Origin of the sequence: Dactylosporangium sp. CA-139066, assembly GCF_050936175.1 — a bacterium.
Classification (GTDB): Bacteria; Actinomycetota; Actinomycetes; order Mycobacteriales; family Micromonosporaceae; genus Dactylosporangium.
This window is the reverse complement of the sequence record NZ_JBNJNH010000001.1, coordinates 2,729,936-2,747,294: the sequence shown is the minus strand read 5'-3', so window position 1 is coordinate 2,747,294 and position 17,359 is coordinate 2,729,936. Positions and strand designations below refer to the sequence as shown.

General features: G+C 70.0%; 13 protein-coding genes. 5 read left to right on the top strand and 8 right to left on the bottom strand.

The genetic code is table 11. The annotated features are described in order from the left end of the window. Window positions 1–355 precede the first annotated feature (355 nt). Window positions 356–4,054, top strand: a complete 3,699-nt coding sequence (locus tag ACQEVU_RS12590) for a M12 family metallo-peptidase (protein ID WP_433322908.1) — start codon at window positions 356–358, stop codon at window positions 4,052–4,054. Between the two features lie 167 nt (window positions 4,055–4,221). Here the strand turns inward: ACQEVU_RS12590 and ACQEVU_RS12585 are convergent, their stop codons facing one another. From ACQEVU_RS12585 to ACQEVU_RS12575, 3 genes are all read right to left on the bottom strand, one after another. Beyond that, window positions 4,222–4,770, bottom strand: a complete 549-nt coding sequence (locus ACQEVU_RS12585; RefSeq protein ID WP_433322907.1) for a hypothetical protein — start codon at window positions 4,768–4,770, stop codon at window positions 4,222–4,224. A 143-nt stretch (window positions 4,771–4,913) separates the two neighbouring features. Beyond that, window positions 4,914–6,233 carry a hypothetical protein gene (locus tag ACQEVU_RS12580; RefSeq protein ID WP_433322906.1) on the bottom strand — a complete coding sequence of 440 codons (1,320 nt, stop codon included), beginning with the start codon at window positions 6,231–6,233 and terminating at the stop codon, window positions 4,914–4,916. Window positions 6,234–6,245: 12 nt separating this feature from the next. Beyond that, a complete protein-coding gene (locus ACQEVU_RS12575; RefSeq protein WP_433322905.1) occupies window positions 6,246–7,061 on the bottom strand; it encodes a hypothetical protein in 816 nt (271 codons plus the stop codon). 122 nt (window positions 7,062–7,183) lie between these two features. Between ACQEVU_RS12575 and ACQEVU_RS12570 the strand changes: the two genes are divergently transcribed. Beyond that, complete coding sequence (locus tag ACQEVU_RS12570) at window positions 7,184–7,318, top strand: hypothetical protein (protein WP_433322904.1); 135 nt, start codon at window positions 7,184–7,186, stop codon at window positions 7,316–7,318. 163 nt (window positions 7,319–7,481) lie between these two features. On the opposite strand, the gene ACQEVU_RS12565 is transcribed toward ACQEVU_RS12570, so the two are convergent. Beyond that, window positions 7,482–7,643 (bottom strand): hypothetical protein, encoded by a 162-nt coding sequence (locus ACQEVU_RS12565; RefSeq protein ID WP_433322903.1) that lies wholly within the window; start codon window positions 7,641–7,643, stop codon window positions 7,482–7,484. Window positions 7,644–7,965: 322 nt separating this feature from the next. Here ACQEVU_RS12565 and ACQEVU_RS12560 point away from each other — a divergent pair, with 322 nt between their 5' ends. After that, window positions 7,966–8,937 (top strand): ATP-dependent DNA ligase, encoded by a 972-nt coding sequence (locus tag ACQEVU_RS12560; RefSeq protein WP_433322902.1) that lies wholly within the window; start codon window positions 7,966–7,968, stop codon window positions 8,935–8,937. 46 nt (window positions 8,938–8,983) lie between these two features. Here the strand turns inward: ACQEVU_RS12560 and ACQEVU_RS12555 are convergent, their stop codons facing one another. The 4 genes from ACQEVU_RS12555 to ACQEVU_RS12540 are packed head-to-tail and all read right to left on the bottom strand — an operon-like array spanning window position 8,984 to window position 11,996. Continuing rightward, a complete protein-coding gene (locus tag ACQEVU_RS12555) occupies window positions 8,984–9,388 on the bottom strand; it encodes a hypothetical protein (protein WP_433322901.1) in 405 nt (134 codons plus the stop codon). Between the two features lie 17 nt (window positions 9,389–9,405). After that, complete coding sequence (locus tag ACQEVU_RS12550) at window positions 9,406–10,746, bottom strand: hypothetical protein (RefSeq protein WP_433322900.1); 1,341 nt, start codon at window positions 10,744–10,746, stop codon at window positions 9,406–9,408. Then, window positions 10,743–11,510 carry a hypothetical protein gene (locus ACQEVU_RS12545; RefSeq protein ID WP_433322899.1) on the bottom strand — a complete coding sequence of 256 codons (768 nt, stop codon included), beginning with the start codon at window positions 11,508–11,510 and terminating at the stop codon, window positions 10,743–10,745. The genes ACQEVU_RS12550 and ACQEVU_RS12545 overlap by 4 nt, the downstream gene beginning before the upstream one ends. 42 nt (window positions 11,511–11,552) lie before the next feature. Further along, window positions 11,553–11,996 carry a hypothetical protein gene (locus ACQEVU_RS12540; RefSeq protein WP_433322898.1) on the bottom strand — a complete coding sequence of 148 codons (444 nt, stop codon included), beginning with the start codon at window positions 11,994–11,996 and terminating at the stop codon, window positions 11,553–11,555. A 385-nt stretch (window positions 11,997–12,381) separates the two neighbouring features. Between ACQEVU_RS12540 and ACQEVU_RS12535 the strand changes: the two genes are divergently transcribed. After that, window positions 12,382–12,768, top strand: coding sequence for a trypco2 family protein (locus ACQEVU_RS12535; protein WP_433322897.1), 387 nt, complete (start codon window positions 12,382–12,384; stop codon window positions 12,766–12,768). Between the two features lie 7 nt (window positions 12,769–12,775). Continuing rightward, window positions 12,776–17,359, top strand: coding sequence for a trypsin-like peptidase domain-containing protein (locus tag ACQEVU_RS12530; RefSeq protein ID WP_433322896.1), 4,584 nt, complete (start codon window positions 12,776–12,778; stop codon window positions 17,357–17,359).

The following is a 17,359-nucleotide window of genomic DNA, read 5'->3' as shown; positions in this document are numbered from 1 at the left end:
GTGGTGTCGGCCATCGCGGGCAACGGCGCGAGTGTCGAGCCTGCCGCGACGGTCGTCGCCGCTGTCGCGGCGAATAGGGCGTACCTGGGCAACCGGGAGTTCAAATCCTGGCCTTCTGCGGAATGGGGGTCACACCGGGATCCGATTGGGGCCGGGTGATCCTATTGGCGGGCCCGGTCGAATTTCACTCGTCTGTACGGCGGATAGTCGCTACCGGTCAGAAACCCCTATTTTTCTGTTCATCAATGACCGTTAGCCCTTGCGCGCACGAACGATGCCTAAGGGCTTATTGCCGTGGCAATGCGTCCGCCCACGACGGCGGACTCGTCCCGAGACCACAGCTAGGAGCTGCTCGATGCCATCTGGTCCGCCACCCAACACCGCCCCCTCCCGTCGCCGCGCCCGGACCCGCGTCGCGCGGCTGAGCGCGATAGCGCTCGCGGCGCTGCTCGCACTGCCGGTCGCGATGCTCCCGCAGCCCGCCTCCGCGGCGCCGAGCAAGGGCAAGAACCCCTGGCAGCGGGTCCAGGGCACGCCGCCCGGGAAGTCCAAGCACGGCCACCAGGCCGGGATGAAGGCGAAGCACCTCGCGGCGTTCACCCTCGACCGGGCGGCCCTGAAGTCCGATCTGGACGCCGCGCCCCGCGAGCAGCGCACGGCAGCCCGCCAGGCGACACTCGTGGTCTCCCTGCCGGCGCCGGGCGGCGACCTCCAGCGATTCGAGCTGGTCGACTCGCCCATCATGGAGGCGGGCCTCGCGGCCAAGCACCCGGAGATCAAGACGTACACCGGCCGCGGCCTCGACGACCCGACGGCAACCGTCCGGGCCGACCTGACCCCGCTGGGCTTCCACGCCTCCGTGCGCTCCGCCGGCGGCGCGTGGTACATCGACCCCTACTACCACGGCGACGACAGCCTGTACGCCAGCTACTTCGGGCGCGACCTGACCAACGCGCACCCGGACTTCGCCGAGCAGGAGGACGTCGAGGCGACGGTCGCGCAGGCGCTGGCCGAGGTCCCGACCGGCCCGCAGGTCACGCTGCGCACGTACCGGCTCGCGCTGGTCACCGACCCGTCGTACGCCGCGTTCTTCGGCGCCGACAACGTCACGGCGGCCAAGGTGACCCTGATCAACCGGGTCACGCAGGTGTACGAGGACGAGACCGCGATCCGGCTCATCCTGGTCAACGACACCGACAAGATCAACCTGAACACGCCCGCCCTGGCGACCGAGCCCAACGGGCCGTGCGGCGCGGCCGCGTGCTTCACCACGGCGCAGCTCGCGTCCTGCGGCAGCGGCACGCTGAGCCGCAACCGGATCGTGCTGGGCCAGCTCATCGGCGCGAGCAACTACGACATCGGCCACATCGGCCTCGGCGTGAACGGCGGCGGCGTCGCCAGCCTCGGCGTCGTCGGCGGCGGCTCCAAGGCGCAGGGTTGCACGGGCATACCGCAGCCGGTCGGCGACTACTACGCCGTCGACTACGTGTCCCACGAGATGGGCCACCAGTTCGCCGGCAACCACACCTTCAACGGCACGCAGTACAACTGCTCGGGCGGCAACCGCAGCGCGGCCAACTCCTACGAGCCGGGCAGCGGGTCGTCCATCATGGCGTACGCCGGGATCTGCCAGCAGGACAACCTGCAGCCGCACAGCGACCCGTACTGGTCGCAGCGCAGCTACACGGAGATCACGACGTACATCACGTCGAGCCGGCCGGCGATCAACGCGGTGCAGACCGCGTCGCTGTACGCCTTCGACACCAACGGCGACTCGTTCACGCTGCGGTACAACGGCAGCGACTCGGCGCCGATCGTCCGCGGCGCGAACTACACGACCGCGGGCATCAAGGCCGCGATCGAGGCGATCCCCGGCTGGCCCGCCGGCGCCACGGTGACCGTGGCGGCGTTCGGCGGTAGCGGAACGCTGAACGACCAGGGCTTCCAGGTCACGTTCGGCGGCACGCTGGCCTCGACCAGGGTGGGTACGCTCTCGCTCACCAGCCCGTCCGGCACCTCCGGATTCGTCGGCGAGACCGCCAAGGGCGGCGCGATCGACAACGGCGGCACCATCGTCGAGCCGACCGCCAACCACGCGCCGGTCGTGACGCTGCCGGCCGCGTCCTACACCATCCCCGTCCGGACCCCCTTCACCCTGACCGGCGGCGCGACGGACTCGGACGGCGACACCGTCACGTACATGTGGGAGCAGAACGACCGCGGCGCGGCGGCCGGCACGGCGCTGGTCAGCAACACCAAGACCGCCGGCCCGCTGTTCCGGCAGTTCGGGGTCGCGGCGTACGTCAGCCCCAGCGACACCCAGCAGTACCACTCGCCCGGCGAGAACGCCGTGACCACGGACCCGACCCGGACCTTCCCGGACCTGGCGCAGATCGCGGCGGGCAACACCAACGCCGCGACCGGCACCTGCCCGGCCGCCCCACCGGCGCCGCCGACGGGCGGCGCGACGAACGTGCCGGCCGACCTCGTCGACTGCTACTCGGAGTTCCTGCCCACGTCGGACTGGGTCGGCTTCACCGGGGACCGGACGATGCACTTCCGGCTCACCGCCCGCGACGGGCACCCGGGCGGCGGCGGCGTCGGCAGCGCGGACGTCGCGCTGGTCCTCGCCCCCGCGGCCGGACCGTTCCTGGTCACCTCGCAGGCCACCCCCGGCACCGTCGAGGGCGGCTCGCAGCAGAACGTGACCTGGGACGTGGCCGGCACGAACGCGGCGCCGATCAACGCGGCACGCGTGAGGATCTCGCTCTCCGTCGACGGCGGGCAGCATTTCACGTACGTCCTGGCCGACGACGTGCCGAACACCGGCAGCGCCACGGTGACGATGCCGAACGTCCCCACCGCGAAGGGCCGCATCAAGGTCGAGCCCGTCGGGAACGTCTTCTTCGACCTCAACGACGCCGACATCACGATCCACGCCGCGCCGGTGGTGTCCAACGACACGCCGTCGGGCAGGGCCACCGTCGAGTACAGCGACGCGCTCTCCCCGACGGTGACCGTGACGGCGACCGATGAGGACACCGCGGGCGCCCAGCTCACGGCGACGGCGACCGGCCTGCCGGCCGGCCTGTCCATCGCGGCGGCGTCGACCTCGGCCGGCGACACGCTGCCCGGCCGGCGGACATGGACCGTCACCGGGGCCACGACCGCGGCGCCGGGCGACTACCCGGTCAGCGTCGCCGTCACCGACGCCACCGGCATCAGCCGGAGCACCTCGTTCACCGTCCAGGTGATCGCGGAGGGCGCCGACGCCGTCTACACCGGAGACACGCAGGTGTTCATGGCGCCGGGCGAGAGCGGGGCGCCGACCCTGCTGCGCGCGACCGTGCGGGACGGCTCGGTGCTGCCCGGGTCGACCGACACCACCGCCGGTGACATCCGCCTGGCCACGGTGACGTTCCAGGAGGGTGGCACGACCCTGTGCACCGGCACGGTGGCGCTGCTCGGGACGGCCACGACGGAGGCGTCGGCAGGCTGCACCGCGACCCTGCCGGCCGGTGAACACGCCGTCATGGCCGTCGTCCGTGGCTACTACACGGGCACAGCCACCGCCACGGTGACCATCGCCGACGCCAACGGCCGGTTCATCACCGGCAGCGGCTCGGTGCGCCCGACCCGGCCCGCCGGCACCTACGCGACGACGCCCGGGTCCCCGGTGGACCTCACGCTGGACGCGAAGGTCAACAACGGCGCCGGCCGGACCGGGAGCGCGACGGTGAAGTTCACCTCCGGCGGCCACCGGTACGAGGTCCGCACGACATCGCTCAACGCCGTCGGCGTGAGCGCGGACGGCACGGCGAAGGCCCGGTACACCGCAACGCTGGTCGACGTCACCAACCCGAAGAAGGAGGTCACCGTCGGCACGGGCCTGACGCTGCAGGTCACGGCCACCGACCGCGGCACTCCGGGTACGTCCGACTCCGTGGGAGTCACGCTCTGGAGCGGCGGCACCCTGCTCTTCTCGTCGGACTGGACCGGCGCCAATACCGGTGAGATCAACCTCACCGGCGGTAATTTGACCGTACACACCTGATCGACCCGAGCAGGAAACTGAGGCTCCTCCCCATCGGGGGAGGAGCCTCAGTCTTGTTTCGGCCAAGTATCTGGCAGCACCCGAAATACGCGACGAATGGCGGCAGTAACGCCCAGCCATGGCAATCCGTTTGTTCAATGACGTTCCTGAGCGAAATTGTGTGAAGTTTATGAAGGAAATGCCCGCCGGCCTTCACACAATAGAGAAAGGCCATAGCCGTAGGCGGCGCCGGCAGCTTGCTCAACGGAGGTCGATGCCGACCCGGTCCGCGACGAGCATGCCCAGCAGATAGTCCTACGTGGGCGCCGGTCGTAGCCGGCGACGAGGCGCTCACGGGCGACGGCCGAGTCGTGCCACACCAGCCGGAACGGGGCCCGCGCGCCGAACCTCCCACGCAGGCGGTCGTGGAGGGCGTCGAGGTACCAGCCCAGGATGCCGAGGGCTCCCGTCGGCAGCGGTTCCCGCGGGTTGCTGGCGATGGTCACGTCGAGGAAGCCGGCACCGAGCCGGGACGTCTCGGCCGCCTCGACCGTCCCGGACACCTCGGCGTCGATCACCCGGGCGGGCGGCCGAACCATCAGCGGCGACCACGTGCACCTCGGCCCGGATCCGATGGCGGCGACGGCGGCCGCAGCCTCGTCGAGCAGCTCCTCCTCACCACCACCAGCCAGCCCACGAGCCGCGACAAGCACCACGACGAGCACCAGGACAGACACCAGCCTTTGCCGAGGCGGGATCCCACGTGACGGGCGCGTCATCCACAGCACGGGCTGGGGATGCCGAGCAGTTGGGCGGCCTTCACGGACCGCCTCGCCCAGTTCGCGGGACACTCGAACGGGCCTCGCCGGGAGCGGTGACATCAGTGAGCATCGTCAAGCACCCGTAGCACCGCCGGCCACAGCCAGCGTTCAATGCGCTGTGTCGCCGTCTCCACGATCGCGGCGTTGCAAGTCGCGTCGTGAACGGCCACGCTGGCCAGCCGGTCGAGCCGGGCAAGGGGCGACGGATAACTGCGGCCGGCCGGCGCCTCGACGGCGTCGGGCCTCCGGGGCACTCCCTCGTGCACCAGGTGTAGGGCGACCAGCGCGAGGTACGTCGCCTCCAGGGCGGATTGCTGCAGGTGGGGGTTCACGTCGGGTGACATGGCGAGCAACCGGCGGTCCACGATGTCGGCTGTTGGGGGCGGAACTTTGCGCTGCATCTCGATGAGCGCCTCGAGGGCATCTGAGTCGGCGTAACGCTCGGCACGTACGCTCGGTGGCCCCAGGCTCGAACCTTGCCCCGCCTGTGCGAGCTCGTCGTACTGGGCGTCGGCTTGCGCCGCTTCGGCGTCGGTGAATTCCGCGTCGCCGTGGAAGAGATGAGCGAGCTCGTGCAGGATCACGAACATCGGGGCGAGGACGTTGAGCCGCAGGCCCCACCTTGAATGTTCGGCGCTCTGACGTACGGGCCGACGTACGGGCCGTCGTGTCCGCAGGGCACGCCGCGGCGGTCGCCGGCGCCGGGCCGGTGTTGGTGGGACGAACGTCTCGCTGATCTGCCTCCCGCTGACCATCTCCGCCACCCGCTTGACGCCGAAGAGAATGTCGACCTCGGGAATGGGTATCGGTTGCCCGTCGGTGACGCCTTGCGTGTAGGTGTCCAGAAGGTCCCGCAACTGCCGTACGACCTCGGACTCGGTTCGTCTCTGCGCGTCGACATAGATGGCCACGAGATCTCGCACGACCCGGAGCAGCCCCTGTTGGATGACGACCACGTATCCGTCGCCGACCTTGCGCGCCGAGGCATGGAAGCCGTTCATCGGTACCGTGCCGATGGTGACCTTACCGGCATCCAGGATCGCCTGGAGCCAAAGCCCGAACCCCAGCGGCCCCGCCCACCACCGGCCGAAGTCGTCCGGCGTCCATGACGGCCTGCGCAGCCCGGCGAACAGCCCTTCCAGTGTGGTGAGCCCCTCGGCGAGCACCACCCAGTCCGTCCAGTCCTGCAGTTCTGTCGGCGGGTGTAGGAAGTACTTGAACATCCACGGCGGCCAGGCTTCGATGACGTCGCGGAAGTATCGCTCCTTGAGCGCCGTGAGCGTTTCGGCGTCCAGCACCGTCCCGTCGGCGGGCATCCCGTGCCGCTTCACCGCGCCTCGCTGCATCCTCAGCAGTGCTTGTTCGCCGGCCGGGTACATGACTGCTTGGCTCTACTCGTCGATCGCCACAAGGTCGCTGTGCGCGCCGACATGGAAGAACTCGGCATCGCCGCTGGAAAGGTCGTCGGAGTCGCGGTTAAAACCGACGACCCGGCGCGCGTCCGCGTCGTGCACCACCCGGGTCACGAGGCCGTCCATTTGGACGGACACAAGCAGGCAGGAGAACGCGAACGGCATCCAGGAGGACGCCTTGATGGTCAGTTCGCTGTCGTTGACGGTGGTGACCTGCAGACTGCCGAACGGCTCCACCGCCAACGCGGGTGCCGAGGCAGAGCGCCGGCGAATCGAGATGCCAATTTCGTCGCTGAGGATGACCGAGTCGACCAGCAGCAGGCTCCGGTCACCATCGTGGAACACCGTCGTGGTCGCGGTGTCGGGCACCCGGGCGCCAGCCAAGGCCGCGCCAAGCTCGCCCAGATCGACAAAATCACGACGGGGGTTCGGGAAGTACACCGACACGCCTTCCGCACGGGACCCACTGAACGCTGCCTCAAGCCGCCCGAGTGGCACCGGCACCCCCGCCATCGGCGCGAGCAGCGCGCCAAGCACGGACGCCGCGACGTCCAGCGACGCGTGCGCGCTACGTTGGCCACCCATGTTGGCGAGTTTGCTCCGGCGTACCGCTGGTAGACGTGCATCCGGCAGCAGCGCCGCCAGGGAGCCGAAGTACCTAACCCGCGCACCGTCGGCGACAAGTAGGGCAAGCGGCTTAATCCGCGTGTCGGGCACGGCCATCGGATTGGCGTCGAAGACCTCGCGGGCTAGACGAAGCAACGGGTCCCGATCACAGAGCCGGATGAATCCCATTGTCAGAGCATGCCCCATTCAGCCCCGCATCGATATAGCGCAACGGCTCCGTGGCTGCGATGAAGAGTGCAATTGCCGCGCCTTGGTGCTGCGCTCCTACGGGCGACGCCGCCGTCGGACCGGTGACCGAGGCGCTGGCCGTCGCGCCGAATCGGAAGGCGCGGGAGCGCGCCGAATGGGCCTACGGTCGGCTTCTCGCGAGCAGCGCCGACAGCTTCGTCGCAGCACTGGGTCACCCGAGCGCCCGCGGTGCGTAGCTCCGCGCCCATCAGCTGCACCAGCTCAGCGCGGCCCCGTTCATTGTCGACCTGCTGCCGCTGCTGAGCGACTCGGACACAGGTGTCCGTGCCATGGCACGGACCGCGATCTTCCACGCCGACGCCGACGCGGTGCCGGCGCCGCAGGGCCTGCGGCGCACACCTACGTCCGCACGGACGGGAACACGTTCGAGGTCGAGGTGCGCTTGGGCGGCCCGGAGGGCAGACGCTGGCGGCGGGTGTTCCCGACCTGGCAGCGGCGGTTGCCGAGGCCGGCCTGCACCTCGCTGACGACCAGACCTGGGTCGACATCGCGGCGACCCACCGGCGGGGAACCGATGCACCCTGACCCGGCGAACGGCCGCGCCACAACCGCCACCTCGTCATGTCGTCATGCACTGATCGAGTCTCGCCCGGGCTGACGACGCCGCCGATGCACGATCTGCTCGCGAGCATGGTTGGCCTGGCCATGGCGAGGCCCGATAAGGCCCGTGAGCCGGCGCTAGACAAAGTAAGGCATGGGTACACCCGCCGCGTTCGGTCGGCGGGTGTTCGCCCGTCCCGCCAGGCACCCACCGCTTCCCGGGTAGCGTCCCAGGTGTTGCCACTGCTCACGGGGGTGCGTCATGCGGCCACCGGTCGAGCCGATGCGCGCTGTCGCTGTCGGGGACCTGCCCGACGGCCTGGTCTACGAGCCGAAATGGGACGGGTTCCGCGCCCTCGCCTGGGTGTTCGACGACCGCGTGCTCATCCAGTCCCGGCAGCTGCGCGACCTCACGCCCTACTTCCCGGACGTGCGCCGGCTCCTGCGCGCGTTGCCGGCTGGCACCGTCCTCGACGGCGAGCTCGTCATCTGGGACCCCGACCGTGGCCGCACGTCTTTCACCGCCCTGCAGGGCCGGATCACCGCCGGCCGCCGGCTCCTGCGCGAAGCGCGGGGCCGGCCCGCGCATCTCGTCGTCTTCGACCTGCTCCAGGACGCCGGCGGCGAGCTTGCCGACCTGCCGCTGCTCGAGCGCCGCCGCCGCCTCGAGGAGGTCCTTGCCGGCGGCCCGCCGCAGTTGCAGCTGTGCCCGCAAACCTCCGACCCGGCCCAGGCCCGGTCGTGGATGGTCGACTGGCAGCACGCCGGCGTCGAGGGCGTCATCGGCAAGGACCCCGCCGGGCGGTACGAGCCGGGCCGGGCCGGCTGGGTGAAGGTCAAGACCCGCTCGACGGTCGAGGCGATCGTCGGCGGGCTCACCGGCACCCTGTCCGCGCCGGGTGTGCTGCTCCTCGGCCGCTACAACGAGCAGGGACGCCTGCGCTACCTCGGCCTCACCCATCCCGTCGGGGACGCCGGCGCGGAGCTTGGGCGTGCGCTTGAGCGGTACGTGGTGCAGCAGCGCGGCGGGGTGGTGCCGCATCCGTGGCCGCAGCCGCTGCCGGCGGTGTGGACCGGGCAGCTCGCCGATCGGCGGCCGCTTGTGTACGTGCCGGTCCAGCCGACCGTCGTCGTCGAGGTGGAGGTCGACGTCGCCGTCGACGAGCCGGTCGGGCGGTGGCGGCACCGGGCCCGTTACGTGCGGGTTCGGGCCGACCTGTCGGTGTACGACGTGCGGCGGGCCGCCGGGTTCTAGCCGGCGGTGCGGCGCCGCGCGATGGCCTGGTGTCGTCGGGCTCCCCCTACACGGGCCGCTTGCCGTACTTCGCGGTCAGGTCGGCGAAGTCCTCCTTGCCGGCGCTGCGGTGGTCACCGTGGTGCTGTGCCGCGTCGCTGACCCACACCTGGATTTCGCTCAGTGGTTGCAGCCGGCTCAGCCAGACGAGGCGGAACCCTTCGTCCATGAGTGCGTCGAGGTCGGCGCCGGGTTTGGTGTCGATGTTGACGAAGGCGAGCTGGTAGGCGTCGAGGGTGTTCTGGTAGGTGACCTCGGCTTTCGTCACGTCGGGCCGGACTTGCAGGTCGTTCTGGATCTGCTCGGCGATCAGGTCCATGTTTTCCTGCGGTTTGGAGTGCTGACAGCCCGACGTCAACGTGGCGACCAGCACGGCCAGGGCCATCACGCAGATGCGGAGTCTGCCTGACATGGTTCCTCCGGGTTTGGTCATGGGACTCGTGACAACGCGTACGCGTTGGTCTGGACGTGGCTGTCCGGCGCGCCGCCCATGAATGCGCCGGCGCTGTTACGGAAGTTGAGGACGGACGGGTCGGTGCTGTTGTCGAGCGCCTGCGCGGCCGGCAGGTACGACCGGTCGATCGAGTGGTTCTCGCCGATGGTGCCGTGCTGGTTGTCGAACTGGACGGTGGTGAAGTTGGCGGTGTCCGGGTTGTCGTGGGCGTCGAGGTGCGGTACCACGTCGGCGGTGTTCTCCAGGGCCAGGACCTGCACGGTCGGCGGGATGTCGGCGTTGGCGATCGGCGAACCTGCGGTCATCACATGGGTGACGTTGAAGTTGAAGGTGCCGTTGGCAGTGTCCGCGGCCGCCTGGGCGGCGACCATGCCGCCCTGGCTGTGCCCGACGAGCATGACCGGGTCGGTCGAGGTGGCGCCGGCCCGGCGCAGCGCTTCCGCGATCGCCATCTCCCGGGCCGTCGTGTCGCCGCCGGTCACGTGGATGTTGGTGCCGAAGTCGTTCGACGCGGGGTTCAGCGAGCCGGGCTCGTTCCAGACCTTGGTGCCAGGGATGTCGACGATGTATGCCTTGGTGCCGTCGGCATGCGTGATCACCTTGACATCGATCACGTCTTGGTGCGGACGGTTGCGGTAGTCGAGCCCGGCCATCACATCACCGAAGCCGGCCGGCGGCGTATTCACCTGGGCGTTGGTGTCCACGCCGAGATCCTCGACATGCGGATGGCCGTCCGGGTACAGCGTGGCGATCAGGTGGGCCGCGCCAGGCACCGTGGTCACGGGCATCCCGGTGAATTCGGTCAGCATGCCAGGGGCGGCGCCGACGACGTTGTCGATGATGCCCGGATGATCGGTCAGCAACAGCTGCCAGTCGCCGCCGTACATCAGGTACGCCGGAACCCCCACCATCGACAACGCCGAAACGCCGACCGGCAGGGCGTCGACGAACGCCTCGCCAGCAACGAAGCGGACCTTGTCGACCACCAAGGTGCTCGCCGCGTCTGCTGCCCGATAGGTGTCGATGACGGCCTGGAGGGCGAGCGAGCGCTGGTAGTAGTTCCCGGCCAGCGCGGTGAGCCCGCTTCGGCCGTCCAGCGCCTCCAGCAGCTGCTTGGCGAACCGCGCGGCACCGGCCGGGTTGAGCTTCGCCGAGGCGAGCAGATTCGGGTCGGCGAGGGCCGTGTGGCACTCGGCGGTGACCTCGGCGAGCCGCTCCCCGAGCTCGCCGCTGGCGGCGGCGAGGCGCAGCAGGTCGTCGTAGCGGGCTTCGGTACCCCCGACACCGCCGCTGACGTGCAGGGTCGGCTCGGTCATCGCGTCGCCGCCAGCACTGGCAGCAGATGCGGCGCCACCCACGAGCCGATGTCGGAGCGCTGTACCGGCTCGACGCACATCATGCGCCGCCCGCTGCCGTCCGGGTCAGGCCGCAGTCCCAGCCAGCCGTCGCCGGCGGCCAGCCACACCACCTGTCCCACCGCGATGTCGTCGTCGCGGGCGCTGGTCAGCGTGACGACCAGGACGCCGCCCGTTCGCAGTGTGAGCTGCTGCGCCAGCTGCCACTCATCGCGGGTCAGGCCGAGCCGCGCCCGAAGATCGTCAACGTTAGCCGCCAGCGGCGCCGCCACCGTGAACTCCTCCAGCGCCGCCAGCGGCAACCGTCCCGACAGCGGCGGCTCGTCGCCGTCGCCGAGCGCGTCGATGATGCCCCGGCGCGCGGCCATGACGTCCTCGACCGGGGGTACCGCGCGGACCAGCTCGTCGGCGAGCGCGACCGCCGGGAACAACGACAGTTCGACCGCGCCGCCGGCCAGCTCGATCAGGCTCGCCCCGAGCGGACCGGCCAGCGTGTACTGCGCCCGCAGCGCACGCTGCGGCGCACCGACATCAACCGCGATCCGCAACGCGGACCCGGCAAGCATCCGCAGACCGACCGCAACAGGATCCACCACCCGGCGATCACGGGACTCACCGACGAGCACGCCGCGGTCGTTCAGCCCCTCTTCTATCGCCGCCCGGTCCGGCGGCGACGACGGCGCCGCCGCGAGGGGCACGGTGACCTGCAGCAGCTCGGACAGCACTGACGTCTCATCCGCGGACAAGGCGACCCGCAGCGGCTGCACTCAGATCACCCCCTGTCGCTGCATGAACGCCCCGACATCAAGCCAGCGCAGATCGCCCGTCGGCGGCAGGTTCTGCGGCGAGTACGGCCATCCGGACCACGGCACCTCCGACGCCACCCGCCGGATCAGCGAGCCGGCTCTGTCGAACCAACCGGTGATCTCGCGCTCATACCGGGCGATCAGTGCGAGCCGCTCCCGCACCACCTGCGCATGCGCCCGCAGCACCTGCGCCGCGTGCTCCAAGTCGGCCGCTGCCTGGTCCGCGGCCAGCCGATCCTCGTAGATTCGCTGCCGGCACTGGTCGGCCGCGACCGAATGCCATGCCGTCGCGCCCGCCTGCCGCTCGTGATCCTCCGCGCAGGTCCGGCATTCCGCGGCTCGGTCGCGAAGCCTGTCCGCCAGCCGATCCAACTCATCCGGGTCCCCGTACAGCGACAGACCCACCGCTGCCCCTCCCCCGCCGATCGAACAACGCCACTACAATAAGCCACCGACGCGAGACCCAACGTGCAGCGCCATCGACATGACGCGATACAAGCTGAATCCGGATCAGCTCGGCCGTCTCGCAGCCAGACGTGCGGGCGTATCGCCGGGTCTAGCGCCGAGCGGCACCGTTGCGCGGCTGGGGTGGAACGGTTGGTCGACAGTGTTTTGTCGATCTCGTAGTCGGTTATCCAGCTGACACGGTTTCGCGCCGGCGAGCAGGAGTTGGCGAGGTTTCACGACTTGGCTGCCGGCTGGAGCAACGACTACGCCAACCTTTTCAAGGTCGCCGGGATTGGGCTCCGCTGGACAACGGCAGTCGCTGGTGCCCCGGTTGGGAGACGTTGTGGCGTCGTACGAATGGCTGCTGTTATCTGAGCTCGGACGCGGTATGAAGGTCGATGTGGATGCTGCCGAGAGGTTGGCCCAGGGTGGCCTGGTGCACGGTGAGCTGTTGTTGGCCGATGCTTTGGAGAGTTTGCGCGGACAGTTGAGAGAGGCGGTTGATCGGGCACAGGGCGAGGATCTGTCGTTCTCGTGTGAGAGCGTCGAGGTCCAGCTGCAGGTAGTCGTTGCGAATACTCGGAAAGGTGAGGCTAAGGCCGGTTTGTGGAGTGTGGTGACGGTTGGCGGTGGCATCGATGCGACGACGAGTGCCACGCACGTGATCAAGCTGGTCCTCAAGCCGGAGTTGCATGCCACGGGCGGCAAGCTTCAGCTGAGCGACGACTGACGTTCGCATGATCGACGACGTGACCGCCCGGGTGGTCGAGGTGCTTCGCGCGGTTGGCGGGCGCGGTTCGGGCTATGCGGTGGGCGCCGATCTGGTACTGACGGCGGCACATGTAGTCGCGGACGACGACGAGGTGTTCGTCGTTGCTGGTGGCAAGGAGGAGTTGCGCGGCGCTGTGGTGTGGCGGCATCCGACGCTGGATGCGGCGCTGGTGCGGGTGCCGACCCGGCGCTGGGTGGGTATCGGCACGTACTGGGCCACCGTCTCGGGCGTGGGCCCGGTGCCGTGTACCGCGATCGGGTATCCGCGGGTGCAGAAGACCAGCGACGGTGTTCGCGTCGAGGAGCACATCGCGGGGTTCATTATGCCGGCGGCTGGGCGGCGGATCCGACGGTATGCGCTGAACGTCACGAGTGCGCTGCCGTACGAGTCATCACGGACCAGCTCGCCGTGGTCGGGTATGTCCGGAGCGGCGGTGTTGACCGGTGACGGACGCCACGTCCTTGGGGTGCTTGTAGATGACCCGATCGGGTTCGAGCCGTCCCGGCTGGAGGCCGTCCCGGTTGCGGACCTACTCGCCAGCCCAGGATTCGCCGAGCTGGTCGGTGCCGGCCCGGCACTGCTGGTGACCGTTATGGGCGAGCAGGTCCGCCCCGCAGGCAATGCCGGGCGGCGCGAGCAGCCTGGCTCGTGGTGGCGTCCGGGTTACATCGACCAGGTCGGTGACATCGCCCCGCTGCAGCTTTTGGACCGGCAGCGCGAATTGGACGAGCTGGTTGCGTGGTGCACGGCTGGGGACGAAGCATATGTGTGGTGGCAGGCTGAGGCTCGGGCGGGCAAGTCGGCGTTGATGGCCTGGTTCGTCCTGGATCCGCCGCCTGGGGTGTGGGTGGTGTCGTTCTTCGTCACGGCCCGTTATGCCGGCCAGGCCGACAGTACGGCGTTCACCGATGGGCTGCTTGAGCAGCTCGCGGCGATCACCGGCGAACAGCTCCCGCCGGTTACTGCTGCCGCTGCCCGGGACCGGCTACGCCGGCACTTGCTGGCAGCGGCGGTTACGCGGGCCGCGGAGGCGGGATGCCGGCTGGTGCTGCTGGTCGATGGTCTGGATGAGGATTGTGGTTCGCTGCCGGGTTCCGGCCTGCCGAGCATTGCGGCGTGCCTGCCGAAGCGCCCACCCGATGGTTTGCGGGTCATTGTGGCTGGGCGGCCTGATCCGCCGATACCCGCTGACGTCGCCCTTGACCACCCGCTGCGGACCTGCCGGGTCCGGCGGCTGGCACCGTCGCCGCACGCCGAACGAGTTACTGCGCAGGCCCAGCGGGAGCTGGACGAGGTCCTGGCGGTCGACCTCGACCGCCATCAGGGTCTGGGCTTCGACGTTTTGGGCTTGGTCACCGCCTGCGGTGGCGGTCTGCACCACCGCGACCTGCAGCAGCTGACCGATCAACCCGCGTTCAAGATCGACCGGCTACTGCACGGCCTGTTCGGCCGGACCATCGCCGGCCGCGCCGACCCGCACACCACTGACCGTGTGTTTCTGTTCACGCACGAAACTCTGCGCGTGCAGGCCATCGACCGGCTCGGTCCGGATACCCTCACCAGCTTCCGCGATCGCATTCACGCCTGGGCTGGCGGCTACCAGCGCCGCGGCTGGCCGGCGGACACCCCCGCCTACCTGCTGCGCGGCTACCCCCGGCTCCTCGCCGACCTTGCCGACGTGCCGCGGCTGGTGGCCCTGGCCACAGACCCCGCCCGCCACGACCGCATGCTCCACGCTACCGGCGGCGACGCCGCCGCCCTCGCTGACATCGCCGCTGCATTCACCCTCATCAACGCCCAATCCGCACCCGATCTGCTCGCCGCGTTCCGGCTGGCCTGGCACCGCGACCGACTCACCGACCGCAACTCCAACACCCCCACTAACCTTCCCGCAGTTTGGGCCGCCCTCGGACAGCCCATCCGGGCCGAGGCACTGGCCCGGATGATCACCGACTCGGGCCGGCAGGTGCAGGCGTTGATCGCGGTGGCGGCGGCGGTCGCTGGTACCGGCGACCAAGACCGGGCCGAGGCACTGGTGGAGCGGGCGGAGGCAGTGGCCCGGTCGATCACCGCTCCGGACGGGCGGGCGTTGGCGTTGTCCGCGGTGGTGACGGCGGTCATTGGTGCCGGTGACGTTGACCGTGCCGAGGCGCTGGCCCGGTCGATCACCATCTCGTATCGGCAGGGGTGGGCGTTGTCCGCGGTGGCGGCGGCGGTTGCTGGTGCTGGTGACGTTGACCGGGCCGAGGCGCTGGCCCGGTCGATCACCGACCCGGTCGGGCAGGCGGTGGCGTTGCCCGGGATGGCGGCGGCGATTGCCGGCGCTGGCGACCTTGACCGCGCCGAGGCACTGGCCCGATCGATCAACGACCCGTATCGGCAGGAGCGGGTGTTGTCCGCGGTGGTGGCGGCGGTCGCCGGCGCCGGCGACCTTGACCGGGCCGAGGCACTGGCCCGAACCATCACCAGCCCAGACAGTCAGGCACAGGCGTTGTCCGCGGTGGTGACGGCGGTCGCCGGCGCCGGCGACGTTGACCGGGCCGAGGCACTGGCCCGATCCATCACCGACCCGTATGAGCAGGCGGACGCGTTGTCCGCGGTCGCGGCGGCGGTCGCCGGCGCTGGCGACCTTGACCGGGCCGAGGCACTGGCCCGATCGATCAACGACCCGTATCGGCAGGAGCGGGTGTTGTCCGCGGTGGTGGCGGCGCTTGCTGGCGCTGGCGATCTTGACCGGGCCGAGGCACTGGCCCGAACCATCACCAGCCCAGACAGTCAGGCACAGGCGTTGTCCGCGGCGGTGACGGCGGTCGCCGGCGCCGGCGACGTTGACCGGGCCGAGGCACTGGCCCGATCGATAACCAACCCAGGTCAGCAGAAGGATGCGTTGTCCGCGGTGGCGGTGGCGCTTGCTGGCGCTGGCGACCTTGACCGGGCCGAGGCACTGGCCCGATCGATCACCGACCCGCGCTGGCAGGCGGAGGCGTTGACGGCAGCGGCGGCCGCTGGTGCCGGCGACCATGACCGGGCCGAGGCACTGGCGGAGCGGGCCGAGGCACTGGCCCGGTCGATCACCGACCCGATTGGACGGATGGAGGCGTTGAGGGCGGTAGCGGCGGCGGTCGCTGGTGCCGGCGAGCATGACTCGGTCGCGGCGCTGGCACAGCGAGCCGAGGCACTGGCCCGGTCGTTCACCGTTTCGGAAATGGACTGGCAGGCGTTGGCGTTCAACGCGGTCGTGGTGGCGGTTGCTGGTGCCGGTGACCTTGACCGGGCCGAGGCACTGGCCCGATCCATCACCGACCCGTATGAGCAGGCGCACGCGTTGTCCGCGGTCGCGGCGGCGGTCGCCGGTACTGGTGACCTTGACCGGGCCGAGGCACTGGCCCGATCCATCACCGACCCGTATGAGCAGGCGGACGCGTTGTCCGCGGTCGCGGCGGCGGTCGCCGGTACTGGTGACCTTGACCGGGCCGAGGCACTGGCCCAATCGATCACCAACCCGTATCGGCAGATGAAGGCGCTAACCGCGGTCGTGGCGGCTGTCGGTGGTGCCGGCGACCATGACCGGGCCGAGGCACTGGCGGAGCGGGCCGAGACATTAGCCCCGTCGATCATCGATCCGGACGGGCTGGCACAGGCGTTGATCTCGGTAGCGGTGGCGGTCGCTGCTGCCGGTGCCGTTGACCGGGCTGAGGCACTGGCCCGATCGATCCGCAGCCCGTATCGACAGATGGAGGCGTTGTCCGCGGTGGTGGCGGCGGCCGCTGGTGCCGGTGACCTCGACCGGGCCGAGGCACTAGCCCAATCGATCACCGACCCGGGTCGGCAGGTGGAGGCGTTGTCCGCCGTGGTGACGGCGGCCGCTGGTGCGGGCGAGCGCGACCGGCCCGAGGCAATGGCAGAGCGGGCACAGGCACTGGCAGAGCGGGCACAGGCAGTAGCCCGGTCGATCACCGGCCCGTTTTGGCACGACGTGGATGTGTTGATCGAGGTGGTGACGGCGGTCGCTCGTATCGGGTACCTCGACCTGGCTGAGACTGTGGCCCGGTCGATCATTGACCCGGACCAGCAGTCGCGGGTGTTGATCGAGGTGGTGGCGGCGGTCGCTGGCGCCGGTGACCTCGACCGAGCCGAGGCACTGGCCCGATCGATCACCGACCCGGACCGGCAGGCGGAGGCGTTGTCCGCGGTGACGGCGGCGGTCGCTGGTGCCGGTGACCCCGACCGAGCCGAGGCACTGGCCCGATCGATCACCGACCCGGACCAGCAGTCGCGGGTGTTGATCGAGGTGGTGGCGGCGGTCGCTGGTGCCGGTGACCCCGACCGAGCCGAGGCACTGGCCCGATCGATCACCGACCCAGACCGGCAGGCGAGGGCATTGACCGTACTTGCGGAGAGAGCTAGCCCGCCCCGAGCCCGATCTACCATCGTGCGCGCCTTGGCGGTAGGGGGGTGGCGCATCCCGTTGGGCGCACTGGTTCGAATCGAACCAAACGTCATCCATGTGTTCGCCGATGAATGGCTCGGGACTCAGCCCTCGGCGTGA